This window comes from Pseudomonas sp. JUb42, from assembly GCF_024807945.1.
Classification (GTDB): domain Bacteria; phylum Pseudomonadota; class Gammaproteobacteria; order Pseudomonadales; family Pseudomonadaceae; genus Aquipseudomonas.
In genome coordinates, this window is sequence record NZ_JANUFD010000003.1 from 48,154 (window position 1) to 62,612 (window position 14,459).

A 14,459-nucleotide genomic window follows, 5' to 3' on the forward strand; every position below is an offset into this window, starting at 1 on the left:
CGACCTTATTACAAGAGCGAACACGATGAATCCATTCAAGCGTCTTATGGCTCCCGTACTCTGCGCCTCGCTGTTCTGCGCCGCGACCCAGGCCGATGAACAGCGCACGCTGCGCGTCTACAACTGGTTCGACTACATCACCCCGCAAACCCTGGTGGACTTCAAGCAAGACGCCAAGGTCAACCTGATCTACGACATCTTCGACACCAACGAAGCGCTGGAAGCCAAGCTGCTGACCGGCAACTCCGGCTATGACGTGGTGGTGCCGTCCAACGTGTTCCTGGCCAAGCAGATCGAAGCCGGGGTGTTCCAGCCCCTGGATCGCAGCAAGCTGAGCAACTACTCGCACCTGGACCCCAAGCTGATGAAGCTGTTGGAGGCCAACGATCCGGGCAACAAATACGCCGTGCCCTACATGTACGGCACCATCCTGATCGGCTTCAACCCGGAAAAGGTCAAGGCGGTGCTGGGTGACAAGGCACCGGTGGACAGTTGGGACCTGATCTTCAAGGAAGAGAACATCAGCAAGCTCAAGCAGTGCGGCGTCGCCCTGCTCGACTCGCCTTCGGAAATCATGCCCCTGGCCTTGCAGCACCTGGGCCTGCCACCCAACAGCACCAAGCCAGCGGACTACGCCAAGGCTGAAGCGCTGATGCTGAAGATCCGGCCGTACATCAGCTACTTCCACTCGTCCAAGTACATGGCCGATATCGCCAACGGTGACATCTGCGTGGCCGTCGGTTACTCCGGCAGCTTCTCCCAGGCCGCCAACCGCGCCAAGGAAGCCAAGAACGGCGTAGTCGTGGACATGCGCCTGCCCAAGGAAGGCGCACCGATCTGGTTCGACATGCTCGCCATCCCCAAAGGCGCCAAAAACACCGAAGACGCCCACGCCTTTATCAACTACCTGCTGCAACCCAAGGTGATCGCACCGATCAGTGACTTCGTCGGCTACCCCAACCCGAACAAGGACGCCACCGACCTGGTCGACCCGGCGATCCGCAGCAACCCCAACCTGTACCCCACCGAAGAAGCGATGAAAACCCTCTACACCCTGCAACCCCTGCCCCACGACGCCGAGCGCGCACGGACCCGGGCGTGGACCAAGATCAAGTCGGGGACCTGATTAAAAGGCAAGCATAGATACTGTGGGAGCGCGGCTTGCCCGCGAAGGCGATCTTTAAGGTTCAAAGAATCTGGAGGCTGTACGGGCCTCTTCGCGGGCAAGCCGCGCTCCCACAGATTTGGTCTCATCAGAAACTCAGCGACTATTTCCCCGGAACCAACCCCGTCTGCCTGTGCTCAACTCTTATCTGGATGCTCACCGCCACGCCACCGAGGGTTAATTCAATGGGTTCGTCTTCTTCCATCGAACAGCACAGCGCACGCGACCAACTTTGCATCAACACCATCCGCACCCTGGCCATGGATGCCGTGCAGAAGGCCAATTCCGGTCATCCCGGCACGCCTATGGCCCTGGCTCCGGTGGGTTATACGCTGTGGAACCGCTTCCTGCGCTATCACCCCGAGCACCCGGACTGGCCTAACCGCGACCGTTTTGTCCTGTCGGTCGGGCATGCCTCGATGCTGCTGTATTCGCTGCTGCACCTGGCCGGCGTGGTCGAGATCGACGAGCACGGCAAGCCTTCGGGCAAGCCGGCGGTCGCCCTGGAAGACATCAAACAGTTCCGCCAACTGGACTCCAAGACGCCCGGTCACCCGGAATACCGCATGACCACGGGCGTGGAAACCACCACCGGGCCGCTGGGCCAGGGCTGCGCCAACAGTGTCGGCATGGCCATGGCCGAACGCTGGCTGGGTGAGCGCTTCAACGGCCCGCAGCGCACGCTGTTCGACTACAACGTCTACGTGCTCTGCGGTGATGGCGACATGATGGAAGGGGTCACCAGCGAGGCGGCCTCGATTGCCGGGCACCTCAAGCTGGCCAACCTGTGCTGGATCTACGACAACAACACCATCAGCATCGAAGGCCACACCAACCTGGCCTTCAGCGAAGACGTACAGACCCGTTTCGAGGGCTACGGCTGGAACACCCTGCATGTGGCCGACGCCAACGACACCGAGGCTCTGGCCAAGGCCATCGAGGTGTTCAAGCACACTAATGACGCGCCGACCCTGATCGTGGTCGACAGCGTGATCGGCTATGGCTCGCCCCATAAGCACAACACCTCCGCCGCCCACGGCGAACCCTTGGGCGAAGATGAAATCAAGCTGACCAAGCAATTCTATGGCTGGGACGAAAACTCTAGTTTCCTGGTGCCCGACGATGCCCGCACCTGCCTGCGCGACAGCCTGCTGCAACGCAACAGCGAGGCCTACGACAGCTGGCAGCAAACCCTGAAGGCGCTTGAAAGCAGCGAACCGAAGCTGGCCGACGAATTGCGCCGTATGCGTGCCGGGGAAATGCCGGAGCAATGGCAGGATTCGATGCAGTCCTTCGAAGCCGACCCCAAGGGCCTCGCCACCCGTGCTTCCGGCGGCAAGGTGCTGAATGCCTTCGCCGAGCAAATCCCGTGGCTGCTGGGCGGTTCGGCGGACTTGTCGCCGTCCACCAAAACCAACCTGACCTTCGACGGCGCGGGCAGTTTTGCCGCCGATAACTACAGCGGCCGCAACCTGCACTTCGGCATCCGCGAACACGCCATGGGCTCCATCGCCAACGGCATGGCGCTGTGCTACGTGCGGCCCTATGCCTCGACCTTTCTGGTGTTCAGCGACTATATGAAGCCGCCGATCCGCCTCGCGTCGATCATGGAATTACCGGTGATCTTCGTCTTCACCCACGACTCCATCGGCGTCGGCGAAGACGGCCCGACCCACCAGCCCATCGAACAACTGACACAACTGCGCTCGACACCCGGCCTGCTGACCCTGCGCCCAGGCGATGCCAATGAAACCGCTCAGGCGTGGAAAGTGGCCCTGGCCCAGACCAATCGGCCGTCGTGCATCATCCTTTCGCGCCAACCCATGCCAACCCTGGACCGCAAGCAATACGCCGCGGCACAAGGGCTGGCAAAAGGCGCTTACGTGTTGGCCGACGCGAAAGCAGGCGAACCGGCGGTGATCCTCATCGCTACCGGCAGCGAAGTCGGCATGACGGTGCAGGCCTACGAGCAGCTCAAGGCCGAAGGTATCGCTGCGCGCGTGGTGTCGATGCCGAGTTGGGAACTGTTCGAGCAACAGGACCAGGCCTACCGCGACAGCGTTTTCCCACCTGCCGTGACCGCACGGGTCGCTGTGGAACAGGCCGGACCGCTGGGCTGGGATCGCTATGTCGGCAACACCGGAGCCAAAGTGGTGATGAACACCTTCGGTGCCTCGGCGCCCATCGATAAGCTGCAGGCCAAATTTGGCTTTACCGTGGAGAACATTGTGAAGGTAGCTAAGGCACAGTTGGCGCTCTGATCTCATGGTAAGCACACGCCTGTAAGAGCTGCCGCAGGCTGCGAAAGCGGTGGTTCATGTAGAACCCATTCGCAGCCTTCGGCAGCTCCTACAGAGGCAGATCAATCGCGCCAGGCCTCTTTCAGCCTGGCCAACGCCAGGGCAATCTCCGCTTCGGGCACCGCCGCAAACCCCAGCACCAGCCCGGCGCGGTTATCCACAGGCTCGCTGGAATCGGGCAGCCAATAATCGCTCAGGGCACTGATCTCTACTCCCACATCCCTCGCCTTGGCCACCAGCTCCTGTTCCCTCGCCAGGCTCTCGACCCGCATCGCGCAGTGCAGCCCCGCCACCACCTTGGGCATCACTTCACAACCGCGAATATCCGCAGGCCATCCGGCCAGCAAGGCATTGCGGCGGCTCAACGCGGCCCGCCGCATGCGACGGATATGCCGCTGGAAATGGCCCTTGGCAATGAACTCGGCCATCACTCGTTGCGTACCGATTTCGGAATGGCGCATGTCGACGGCGCGACGCTGACTGAACGGCTTGACCAACCTCTCAGGTAAAACCAGATAACCCAGGCGCAGCGCCGGAAAGGCGATCTTGCCGAAAGTGCCGACATACAGCACTCGACCGTGCCGATCCAGCGCCGCCAAAGGTGCCAATGGCGCGCCGCTATAGCGGTATTCGCCGTCGTAATCGTCTTCGACGATCCAGCCCTTGGTGCGTTCGGCCCAGGCCAGCAGGTCGAGGCGCCGGGCCAGGCTCATGACCACGCCGGTGGGGTACTGATGCGAAGGCGTCACGTAGGCCATTTTGCAGTCGCTGCGTGCCAGTTCCGCGCTCTGCATGCCCTCTTCATCCACCGTGATGCCCTGCAGCCTGGCCCCGGCGATGGCGAACGCATGACCCGCTGCCCTGTAGCCTGGGTTTTCCACAGCCACCCCGTCTCCGGCCTGCACCAGCAACTGTGCACAAAGGCTGATGGCCTGCTGCGCACCACTGGTGATCACAATTTGCTCAGCCGTGCAGGTCAGCCCGCGCGAACTGCGCAAATAAACGGCAATCAGCTCGCGCAGACGTGCATCTCCTGCCGCCTCACCATACCCCAGCAGATGCAGGTCCGGTTTTCGCCAGAAAGCCGCGTGCAGCTTGCCCCACACGGCAAATGGGAATAGATCGAATGCAGGCACACCCACCCGAAACGCCTTGGGCGGCCCACCCAGTGGAGGGTTCAGATGGTGCTTGTGCAGCAATTCCAGCGCCGGACTGTGGATAACTTCACTGGATGAAATGCCAGGTATTTCCGGCGATTTTGTGGATAACCCTGTGGGTAAGCCTGGTGATAACCCTGTGGACACTTTTGTGGATAGTTTTTTCGGCGAAGCTTTTTCCAACGCCATCTGCCGACTCGGTAATTGCGCGACATAGGTGCCATCACCGATGCGACCATCGGTAAAACCCTCGGCGTACAACTGGTCATAGGCGCGCATCACGCTGTTGCGCGAGATCGACAGCGACTCGGCCAGGTCGCGACTCGCGGGCAGGCGCGTGCCGCTGCTCAAGCGTCCATCGAGAATACGCAGGCGCAGCGCCTGATACAGCTGGCGGCTCAGGCCCTGGCGGCGGTCCAGCTCGATCCCGGCCAGGTTGAAAGGAAATGACGGCGGCTGTTCAGGCATGAAATTGGCCCTATCAAATTGGCTCTTAATGGTTCTTACATCGAACCAATAGGCTGCCTAGGATTCACTCATTCGCCAAGGAATAATTTCATGTACACACCCAGTGCCTTCAACGATGAAGAACTTGCCAGCCTGCACGGCCTGATCGAACAGACGCGCCTGGCAATTCTGGTCACCCATGACGAAAACGGCATACAGGCCTCGCATCTACCGCTGTTGTTCAGCCCCGAACAAGGGCCGTTCGGCACGCTCTACGGCCACATGGCCAAGGCCAATCCGCAATGGCAAACCTTGCAGACCCGCGCCGAAGCCATGGTGATCTTTGCCGGTGCCGACGCCTACGTCAGCCCGGGGTTTTATCCGAGCAAGGCCGAGCATGGCAAAGTGGTGCCAACCTGGAATTACCAGGCGGTGCACGCCTATGGCCGCGCCGATGTTTTCACCGACGCCGGGCGCCTGCTCAATCTGGTCAGCGCCCTGACCGACAAACACGAAGGCAGCCGCGCGCAGCCTTGGGCGGTAGCGGATGCGCCAGCCGAGTACATCGACAAGATGCTCAGTGCCATCGTCGGCTTCGCCTTGCCGATCAGCAGCCTGGAAGGCAAGCGCAAGTTCAGCCAGAACCGCAGCGCTGAGGACATTGCCGGTGTGCGCGCAGGCCTGATCGCCACGGCCGATGCCCGCGACCTTGAACTCGCCAAATTGATGAACACATAGGAAGGAGAATCACTGTGTCCGATGTTCAGATTCGCCCCGTTACCGAACAGGATCACGCTGCCTGGCTGCCGCTGTGGCAGGCGTACCTGCGATTCTACAAGACCGAGCTGAGCGACGAAGTCTGCGCCAGCACCTGGCAGCGTTTGCTCGACCCGAGCGAAACCACCAACGGTGCCCTGGCCTGGCAGGACGGCAAGGCCATCGGCATGGTGCACTTCATCTATCATCGCTCCAACTGGAGCATCAAGAATGCCTGCTATCTTCAGGACCTGATTGTCGCCCCGGACCAGCGCGGCACCGGCGTCGGCCGCCTGCTGATCGAACACGTCTACGTGACGGCCAAGGCCAACAACTGCGACAAGGTGCACTGGCTGACCCACGAGACCAACGCCACGGCCATCCAGTTGTACGAACGCATCGCCGAGCGCCCCGGCTATATCCAATTCCGCAAAATGCTCTAGGAAATCCACCGATGTCGAATACCGAATTGCATTGGCAGCCCGCCCAACTCCCCGACAGCCAGACCCTGCAAGGGCGCTTTATCCGCCTGGAAAAACTCGACCCGGCGCGTCACGGCGATGACTTGTGGCAGGCACTGGAAGGCCCGGACTCGGATCGCAAGCTCTGGGACTACCTGCCTTACGGGCCTTTCCCACAGCGCAGCGACTTCGATGCCTGGCTGGCCAGGCATGCGGTGGACACCGACCCGTGGTTCTACAGCGTGATCGATCAGGTCAGCGGCAAGTGCGAAGGCATCATCAGCCTGATGTCCATCGTCCCGGCACACGGCCGTATCGAAATCGGCCACGTCACCTTCGGCGCTGCCATGCAGCGCACCCCCAAGGGCACCGAGGCGATCTACCTGCTGGGCAAGGCCTCGTTCGCCTTGGGCAACCGTCGCCTGGAGTGGAAATGCAACGGCAACAACGCCCGCTCCAAGCGCGCTGCGGAGCGTTTCGGCTTTAGCTTCGAAGGCATTTTCCGCCAGCACATGGTGGTCAAGGGCGTGAACCGCGACACGGCCTGGTATTCGATCCTGGACAGCGAATGGCCGACGATTGCCGCTGGTTTCGAACGCTGGCTGGCGGCGGACAACCAACAGCCGGATGGCCAAGTGAGAACTCTGGAAGAGTGCCGCGAGTCGGCTTGATGCTAACCCTGTGGGAGCCGGCTTGCTGGCGATAGCGGTGTGACAGGCGACATTTTCATTGCCTGACCTGACGCCATCGCCAGCAAGCCGGCTCCCACAAATCTCATTCCAATTCATACACGTGCAACGGTCAGTTGATCTGCCGCTGCCGCCTCACCACCCCCATCTGCAAACCAAAGGGCCGGAACACCGCATTCAACGACTTCAATGTCGGGTTGCCCTCGCCCTGCTCGATCTGGATCAGCGTGCGTACCGAGATTTTGCACATCCGCGCGTATTGGCTCTGATGCAGCTTCGCACCCTCGACCCGCAGGCGCTTGACCGCCTCGCCGATCTCCAGGCTACCCTCGGCAATGCCTTGCTGCACGCCTTCGATCAACAGGGCGCGGGCGTCGATGGAGAGTGTCATTGCAGCCCCCAGGCAGTCAGCCGTTGCGCAAGCTTGCCCAGAGCGATGGCTGGATGATTGAAGGTGACCAGTGGCAAGCCGTAGTCGCTCAACAGGTCAGGCAAGGCCCGCAACTGCTGGGCGTCCTGGCGCAGGCGATCGAAAGCATCCTGCGGATCAACAATATCAGCCAGCGCCTCGCAGGCAGCACGCCAATCGACATGCCCTGCCCGCTCGACCGCACTTGGCCACTTGGTAGTACGAGTCACACCTTCGTCATCCATGACCATTGGCGCGAGGTCATAGATCGGCGCCAGCCGATAGGCGTTGGAGGTACGGATAATGGCGGTATTACGCCCGTGATTGTCCGAGTTGCCCAGTATCAGGTTGATCAGGTCACGTCGCAGGTATTCGGCCACCAGCCCAGGAATTTCCACCCGTTGACCGGCCTCAATCCATAGCCGGGTCAACAGGTTGATGACCTCCACGTGATCCATGCGGCTACCCGGCACCGTTACACCGGCCAATGAGTAGATCGACTCCACCGCCAAGCGCTCGACACCTTGTGCCGACACCTGGCGATCAAAGCGTTTCATCCACAGGCTCGGCTTGTTGGCTTCTTCCAGGGCCAGATCAGCGCTAGCGACTGTCTCGATACCCAGCTGTTGCAGTGCCTTGTAGTACAGATGCTCGCTGCGCAGGATGTCCTGATCGTTGCTCAGTGCCTGGTTGCGGGCAAACTTGATAAACCAGTGCTGGCGGGCTTGCTCATCGGGCAATATCGCATCCGGGTACAACAGACCGTCGACGCCTTGGGTCATCAACAGCTTGGGCGCCTCACCGCCAGCGCCCGTTGCCCCGCCAATGGCGGCGCCTTGTTCGTAAGCATATTCAAGAAAGTGCTGATCGCGACTGACCACGTCCTGACGCGTGAACCCCAGGGGCTCATCCTGATTCAGCGCCTCTACCGATTCCTTGATCCGCAGATTGCCGATGGGGGCCGGTGTACTGCGCCCCAGCAAATACAGGTCATCGCTCAAGCCCTCGGGTTTTTCCCGACCGATATGGGCAATCAGAAAACGCCTTGCAGCGCCCGACGGTGCAATATCCTGCAGAAAAGCCGGCGCCTCGCGCGACGATAACGAGTCGAAATCCACGGGCAGGCGAGCGCTCACCGCCTGAGCGAACGAGCTTTGATAGGCGTCCACATTGGCGTGGACATAAGCTGATTTATAGGCGAGCCGGCAAGGGCTGAGCAAGCCTTGCAAAGGCTCGGTAAAAGCCAGGGTCATAGCATCTTGCCAGATCCCCGCCCCATACACTTGAAGCGTCAGGTTATGCATGTTCGACCTGCAATATATTGCAATTTACAGTCGGCGGAGCCGCATCTATCTGCACTATAGTGCATTCCACGACTTAAATGCCTGGAGAATATGCAATTTAATGCATTTAAAGGCGAAGAGCGTCGTTATGTCTGCAATTAAATGCAGCTCCGTTTCAACGGGCAAAAAAAGAGGGAGCCAAGGCTCCCCAAGAGGTTAATCGTTAGCGGGTTTGTCGAAGGCGATATCAGCCTTCAATCTCAATCAGGATCTCGCCCGGATTGACCCGATCGCCCTTGGCGACGTGAATGGCGACGACTTTGCCGGCGATGGAGGCCTGGACTTCGGTTTCCATCTTCATGGCTTCGGTGATCAGTACGGCCTGGCCGGCCTTGACCATGTCGCCTTCCTTGACCAGCACGTCGACGATGTTGCCCGGCATGGTGGTGCTGACGTGGCCGGGGCCGGTGGCCTGGTTGCGCTTGCTGGCGCCGCCGCCGACGAATTCGTTGAGCGGTTCGAACACCACTTCTTCCGGCATACCGTCGATGGACAGGTAGAAGTGACGCTTGCCACCGGCCTTGACGCCGACGCCGGTGATATCCACGCGATAGCTTTCGCCGTGTACGTCGATGACGAACTCAGTCGGCACGCCCTCGCCACCCGCCTTGGCTACGCCGCCCGCTTCCGGGATTGGCAGCAGGGCTTCAGGCGCCAGGGTGCCGGCGGCGCGTTCTTCGAGGAACTTGCGGCCAATGTCCGGGAACATGGCGAAGGTCAGCACGTCCTCTTCGGACGCTGCCAGGGTGCCAATGTCAGCGCGAAGCTTGGTCATTTCCGGCTTGAGCAGGTCGGCCGGACGCACGTCGATCAGCTCTTCGTTGCCGATGGCCTGGCGACGCAGTTTTTCATCGACCACACCCGGTGCCTTGCCGTAGCCGCCTTGCAGGTACAGCTTCACTTCATTGGTGATGGTCTTGTAACGCTCACCGGCCAGTACGTTAAAGAACGCCTGAGTGCCGACGATCTGCGAGGTCGGGGTCACCAACGGTGGGTAGCCCAGGTCCTTGCGCACGCGCGGGATCTCAGCCAGCACTTCGCTCATGCGGTTCAGGGCGCCCTGTTCCTTGAGCTGGTTGGCGAGGTTGGAAATCATCCCGCCCGGCACCTGGTTGACCTGAACACGGGTATCGACCGCAGTGAATTCGCTCTCGAACTGGTGATACTTCTTACGCACGGCGTAGAAATACAGACCGATTTCCTGCAACAACTCCAGGTCCAGACCGGTGTCGAACTCGCTGCCCTTGAGCGCCGCGACCATGGACTCGGTGCCCGGATGGCTGGTGCCCCAAGCGAAGCTGGAGATGGCGGTGTCGATGTGGCTGGCACCGTTTTCGACGGCCTTGAGCTGGCACATGGCGGCAAGGCCAGCGGTGTCATGGGAGTGGATGAAGATCGGCAGGGACTGCTCGGCCTTCAGCGCCTTGACCAGTTCGCCAGTAGCGTATGGAGTCAGCAGACCGGCCATGTCCTTGATTGCCACCGAGTCGCAACCCATGGCTTCCATTTCCTTGGCCTGGGCCACGAACGCCTCGATGGTGTGCACCGGGCTGGTGGTGTAAGCGATAGTGCCCTGAGCGTGCTTGCCAGCGGCCTTCACCGCTTCAATAGCCACGCGCAGGTTACGCACGTCGTTCATGGCGTCGAAGATGCGGAACACGTCGATACCGTTGTCCGCCGCCTTGGCCACGAAGGCCTTGACCACGTCATCGCTGTAATGGCGATAACCCAGCAGGTTCTGCCCGCGCAAGAGCATCTGCAGACGGGTGTTAGGCAGGGCGGCACGCAGTTGGCGCAGACGCTCCCACGGGTCTTCCTTGAGGAAGCGTACGCAGGCGTCGAAAGTGGCGCCGCCCCAGACTTCCAGGGACCAGTAGCCGACCTTGTCGAGCTTGTCGCAGATCGGCAGCATGTCTTCAGTGCGCATGCGGGTGGCCAGCAGCGACTGGTGGGCGTCACGCAGAATGGTATCGGTGACGAAGATTTTCTTGCTCATTGTTCTATTCCTCACAGGCCCGCGTGGGCGGCGATAGCAGCGGCGATGGCCAAGGCCAGCTCTTCGGGTTTGCGCTTGATCGAGTAGTTGGTCAGTTCAGGGTGGGCTTCGACGAAGCTGGTGTTGAACTGGCCGCTACGGAATTCCGGGTTACGCAGGATTTCCTGGTAGTACGCCGCAGTGGTCTTGACCCCTTGCAGACGCATGTCGTCCAAAGCACGCAAGCCGCGGTCCATGGCCTCTTCCCAAGTCAGCGCCCAGACGATCAGCTTCAGGCACATCGAGTCGTAGTACGGCGGAATGGTGTAGCCGGTGTAGATCGCCGTGTCGGTGCGCACGCCAGGGCCGCCGGGGGCGTAGTACCGGGTGATCTTGCCGAAGCTGGGCAGGAAGTTGTTCTTCGGGTCTTCGGCGTTGATGCGGAACTGCAACGCGAAACCACGGTGAATAATGTCTTCCTGCTTGACCGAGAGCGGCAGGCCGGAGGCGATGCGGATCTGCTCGCGAACAATGTCGATGCCGGTGATTTCTTCGGTGATGGTGTGCTCCACCTGCACTCGGGTGTTCATCTCCATGAAGTACACCTCGCCCTCGGCGAGCAGGAACTCCACGGTGCCGGCGTTCTCGTAGCCCACGGCCTTGGCCGCACGCACCGACAGGTCGCCGATATAGGCGCGCTGTTCCGGGGTCAGTTGCGGGCTTGGAGCGATTTCGATGAGTTTCTGGTTGCGGCGCTGAATCGAGCAGTCGCGCTCGAACAAGTGCACGACGTTGCCGAAGCTGTCACCGAGAATCTGCGCCTCGATGTGCTTGGGATTGACGATGCATTTTTCCAGGAAGACTTCCGCCGAACCAAAGGCCTTGGTCGCTTCGGAGATCACCCGGGGGAACGCCTGTTCCAGTTCCTCACGGCTGTTGCAACGACGGATACCGCGCCCGCCGCCACCGGAGGTGGCCTTGAGCATCACCGGATAACCAATGCGATCGCCTTCCAGCAGGGCCTCGTGGATATCGGCCACGTTGCCCTCAGTGCCCGGCGTGACCGGCACACCGGCCTTGATCATGCTGCGGCGCGCTTCGGTCTTGTCGCCCATGCGGCGAATGACTTCAGCGGACGGACCGATGAACTTGATCCCACGTTCGGCGCAGATGTCTGCAAGTTCGGCATTTTCCGACAGAAAACCGTAGCCAGGGTGCAGGGCATCGCAACCGGTTTCGACGGCCAGGTTCACCAGCTTGCGTGGATTGAGGTAACCGGCGAGGGGTTCGGCACCAATGCTGTGGGCCTCATCCGCCCGCTTCACATGCAGGGCGTGCCGATCAGCGTCGGAATAGATCGCTACCGAGCGGATGCCCATTTCGGCGCAGGCGCGCACGATCCGGACAGCAATTTCACCGCGGTTGGCGATCAGGATTTTTGTTATCACGAGTATGTCCTCGACCGTTGAACAGACGAACCAGCACAGCGGCAAGCTATGACAAGTTGTTGCGAAGCCACCCTATGCCGGATCAGGGATTAACAAAAATGAGTTAAAGTTGGGTGAACCATAAGTAAAACCTTATAGTCATCACTTCAGCTATTGGCAGGGGTCTATAAAAATGCGTAAGTCATTGATGCGTATGACATTACGTCAGCTGCGAATTTTCAACGAGGTCTGCGACCTTCGCTCCTACAGCCGTGCTGCCGAGGAAATGTCCCTCACGCAACCGGCTGTCAGCTTGCAGATTCGTCAGTTGGAAGAGCTGGTCGGCCAGCCTTTGTTCGAATACGTCGGTAAGAAGTTGTACCTGACCGAGGCCGCCGAGGCTTTGCAAAAGGCCAGTCGCGACATTTTCGGGCGCCTGGAAAACCTCGATATGCAGCTCTCGGACATGCAGGGTTCGCTGCAAGGGCAGTTGAAGCTGGCCATCGAATCCAGCTGCAAATACTTCATGCCGCACCTGTTTGCCGCCTTCAAGCAGCGTTATCCGGAGGTGATGCTGAATCTGACGGTAGTCAACAGGGCCCAGGTCATCAAGCGCCTTTCCGATAATCGTGATGATTTGGTGGTCATGACCATGGTGCCCCAGGACATGGGCCTGGAGTTCCTGCCGTTCCTGAACAACCCGATCGTCGCCGTGGCCCGGGCCGATCACCCGTTGAGCGCGATGGAACAATTGAGCCTGAAGGATCTGGAACCCTACTCCCTGGTGATCCGCGAGCCGGGCTCGGGCACGCGCAAAGCGTGTGAGGAGTACTTCAAGGACAAGCGAGTACACTTTGCCCAGACCATGGAGGTGTCTTCGGCAGAAGCGCAGCGCGAATGCGTAGTGGCTGGCCTGGGGATCGCCGTGCTGACGCGCCACGCTCTGAGCCTGGAACTGGCCACCGGCACCCTAAAGGAGCTACCGGTGACCGAGTTGCCGTTGTATCGCAGCTGGTGCGTAGTGCAAGGCCAGGCCAAGCGGCTGTCGCCGGTCGCCCATGCCTTTCTGGCGTTTATCCGCAGCGAACGTACGCAGATCAGCCAGCTTGTCGAGCGTTTCGACGGGCGCCTTCCGCGGGCGTGACTGCCTGCCAGAAGTTGGCCGACATATCGTCAGCGCCGTAACCGGCCAGTTCCTGATTCAGGCGGCGTTCTTCCGAGTAGCTTTCAATCGCTCGCCGAAAGGCCATGCGACGCTGGTCTTCCTGCTGGCGGCGAGTCTTGGCAGTGCTGTTCTGTTGCGAGTCATCGTAGTGCCGAGGCATATCCTGTCTCCCAATCCGTGTGCGGGAGTACAGAGTGGCCTCGCGCAATGACGATCAGGCGGCGAAAGCATGACAAGTTGGTGAAGGCTGGCGACAGGTCACACTCAGTCTTCGTGGGCCTTGATCGACTTGGGCGACAGACGCAGGCTGCGAAGGCTGCGCTTGACGCTCTTTAGGTGATTGACCAGGCTCGGCCCGCGCGCCATGGCAACGCCCATGGCCAGCACGTCGATCACAACCAGATGGGCGATACGCGAGGTCAGCGGGGTATATATCTCGGTGTCTTCGTGCACGTCGATAGCGAGGTTGACCGTCGACAGCTCGGCCAGCGGTGTCTGGCTCGGGCACAGGGTGATCAGGTTGGCGCCGCTTTCACGAACCAGGTTGGCGGTGATCAGCAAGTCCTTGGAGCGCCCCGACTGCGAAATACAGACCGCAACGTCGGTGGGCTTGAGGGTCACAGCCGACATCGCCTGCATATGCGGATCGGAATAGGCCGCCGCGCTGAGCAGCAGGCGGAAGAACTTGTGCTGGGCATCTGCTGCCACGGCACCGGAGGCACCAAAACCATAGAACTCGACCCGCTGCGCAGTGGCCATGGCCGAGACCGCCATCTGCAAGGCGTGAGGGTCAAGGTTCTCGCGCACTTCCATCAGGGTGTGCAGAGTTGTATCGAAAATTTTCAGGCTGTAGTCGGCGACAGAGTCATCTTCGTGGATCGCGAACTGACCGAAGCTGGCACCGGCGGCCAGGCTCTGGGCCAGTTTAAGCTTAAGGTCCTGAAAACCGGTGCAACCGATTGCGCGACAGAAACGCACAATGGTCGGCTCGCTGATACCTACGCTGTGTGCCAGATCGGCCATGGAACTGTGCATGACGGCCGCAGGGTCAAGCAGCACGTGATCGGCAACCTTGAGCTCCGATTTGCGTAACAGATGGCGTGACTGGGCGATGTGTTGCAGCAGATTCAAAGGACTGACTCGACAAAGAGGGCCGTCTTGGGCC

13 protein-coding genes are annotated in these 14,459 nt (G+C 60.4%); 6 read left to right on the plus strand and 7 right to left on the minus strand.

The features are described 5' to 3' along the window. Positions 1–25 precede the first annotated feature (25 nt). A complete protein-coding gene (locus M2401_RS06730; protein WP_259100919.1) occupies positions 26–1,126 on the plus strand; it encodes a polyamine ABC transporter substrate-binding protein in 1,101 nt (366 codons plus the stop codon). A 224-nt stretch (positions 1,127–1,350) separates the two neighbouring features. Then, positions 1,351–3,426, plus strand: a complete 2,076-nt coding sequence (gene tkt, locus M2401_RS06735) for a transketolase (RefSeq protein WP_259100920.1) — start codon at positions 1,351–1,353, stop codon at positions 3,424–3,426. 101 nt (positions 3,427–3,527) lie between these two features. Here tkt and M2401_RS06740 read toward each other — a convergent pair whose 3' ends face one another. Further along, positions 3,528–5,090, minus strand: a complete 1,563-nt coding sequence (locus M2401_RS06740) for a PLP-dependent aminotransferase family protein (RefSeq protein WP_259100921.1) — start codon at positions 5,088–5,090, stop codon at positions 3,528–3,530. A 90-nt stretch (positions 5,091–5,180) separates the two neighbouring features. On the opposite strand from M2401_RS06740, the gene M2401_RS06745 reads away from it, so the two are divergent. Genes M2401_RS06745 through M2401_RS06755 form a run of 3 tightly spaced genes read left to right on the plus strand, consistent with a single transcriptional unit; the run spans position 5,181 to position 6,957 of the window. Next, entirely contained in the window at positions 5,181–5,807 is a 627-nt protein-coding gene (locus M2401_RS06745; protein ID WP_259100922.1) for an FMN-binding negative transcriptional regulator, read from the plus strand. 14 nt (positions 5,808–5,821) lie between these two features. After that, positions 5,822–6,268 (plus strand): GNAT family N-acetyltransferase, encoded by a 447-nt coding sequence (locus tag M2401_RS06750; RefSeq protein ID WP_259100923.1) that lies wholly within the window; start codon positions 5,822–5,824, stop codon positions 6,266–6,268. Positions 6,269–6,279: 11 nt separating this feature from the next. After that, positions 6,280–6,957, plus strand: coding sequence for a GNAT family N-acetyltransferase (locus M2401_RS06755; RefSeq protein ID WP_259100924.1), 678 nt, complete (start codon positions 6,280–6,282; stop codon positions 6,955–6,957). A 130-nt stretch (positions 6,958–7,087) separates the two neighbouring features. Here M2401_RS06755 and M2401_RS06760 read toward each other — a convergent pair whose 3' ends face one another. The 4 genes from M2401_RS06760 to M2401_RS06775 form a co-directional block, all read right to left on the minus strand. Next, on the minus strand, positions 7,088–7,366 hold the full coding sequence (locus tag M2401_RS06760) for a helix-turn-helix transcriptional regulator (protein WP_259100925.1): 279 nt from the start codon (positions 7,364–7,366) through the stop codon (positions 7,088–7,090). Continuing rightward, on the minus strand, positions 7,363–8,688 hold the full coding sequence (locus M2401_RS06765) for a type II toxin-antitoxin system HipA family toxin (protein WP_259100926.1): 1,326 nt from the start codon (positions 8,686–8,688) through the stop codon (positions 7,363–7,365). Before M2401_RS06765 ends, M2401_RS06760 begins: the two co-directional genes overlap by 4 nt. A gap of 226 nt (positions 8,689–8,914) precedes the next feature. Further along, complete coding sequence (gene oadA, locus M2401_RS06770; protein WP_259100929.1) at positions 8,915–10,723, minus strand: sodium-extruding oxaloacetate decarboxylase subunit alpha; 1,809 nt, start codon at positions 10,721–10,723, stop codon at positions 8,915–8,917. A gap of 11 nt (positions 10,724–10,734) precedes the next feature. Beyond that, positions 10,735–12,150: an acetyl-CoA carboxylase biotin carboxylase subunit gene (locus tag M2401_RS06775; RefSeq protein ID WP_259100930.1), complete on the minus strand. Its 1,416-nt coding sequence runs from the start codon at positions 12,148–12,150 to the stop codon at positions 10,735–10,737. 172 nt (positions 12,151–12,322) lie between these two features. Here M2401_RS06775 and M2401_RS06780 point away from each other — a divergent pair, with 172 nt between their 5' ends. Continuing rightward, positions 12,323–13,273: a LysR family transcriptional regulator gene (locus M2401_RS06780; protein WP_259100931.1), complete on the plus strand. Its 951-nt coding sequence runs from the start codon at positions 12,323–12,325 to the stop codon at positions 13,271–13,273. Here the strand turns inward: M2401_RS06780 and M2401_RS06785 are convergent. Then, complete coding sequence (locus M2401_RS06785; RefSeq protein WP_259100933.1) at positions 13,227–13,454, minus strand: PA3496 family putative envelope integrity protein; 228 nt, start codon at positions 13,452–13,454, stop codon at positions 13,227–13,229. The genes M2401_RS06780 and M2401_RS06785 overlap by 47 nt on opposite strands. A gap of 104 nt (positions 13,455–13,558) precedes the next feature. Continuing rightward, complete coding sequence (gene hexR, locus M2401_RS06790; protein ID WP_259100935.1) at positions 13,559–14,425, minus strand: transcriptional regulator HexR; 867 nt, start codon at positions 14,423–14,425, stop codon at positions 13,559–13,561. Between the last annotated feature and the right edge of the window lie 34 nt (positions 14,426–14,459).

Bases quoted from the DNA above. Each gene is read 5' to 3' on its own strand.
- M2401_RS06730 (WP_259100919.1), top strand. From the start codon at position 26: ATGAATCCATTCAAGCGTCTTATGGCTCCCGTACTCTGCGCCTCGCTG.
- tkt (WP_259100920.1), top strand. From the start codon at position 1,351: ATGGGTTCGTCTTCTTCCATCGAACAGCACAGCGCACGCGACCAACTT.
- M2401_RS06740 (WP_259100921.1), bottom strand. From the start codon at position 5,090: ATGCCTGAACAGCCGCCGTCATTTCCTTTCAACCTGGCCGGGATCGAG.
- M2401_RS06745 (WP_259100922.1), top strand. From the start codon at position 5,181: ATGTACACACCCAGTGCCTTCAACGATGAAGAACTTGCCAGCCTGCAC.
- M2401_RS06755 (WP_259100924.1), top strand. From the start codon at position 6,280: ATGTCGAATACCGAATTGCATTGGCAGCCCGCCCAACTCCCCGACAGC.
- M2401_RS06760 (WP_259100925.1), bottom strand. From the start codon at position 7,366: ATGACACTCTCCATCGACGCCCGCGCCCTGTTGATCGAAGGCGTGCAG.
- M2401_RS06765 (WP_259100926.1), bottom strand. From the start codon at position 8,688: ATGCATAACCTGACGCTTCAAGTGTATGGGGCGGGGATCTGGCAAGAT.
- oadA (WP_259100929.1), bottom strand. From the start codon at position 10,723: ATGAGCAAGAAAATCTTCGTCACCGATACCATTCTGCGTGACGCCCAC.
- M2401_RS06780 (WP_259100931.1), top strand. From the start codon at position 12,323: ATGCGTAAGTCATTGATGCGTATGACATTACGTCAGCTGCGAATTTTC.
- M2401_RS06785 (WP_259100933.1), bottom strand. From the start codon at position 13,454: ATGCCTCGGCACTACGATGACTCGCAACAGAACAGCACTGCCAAGACT.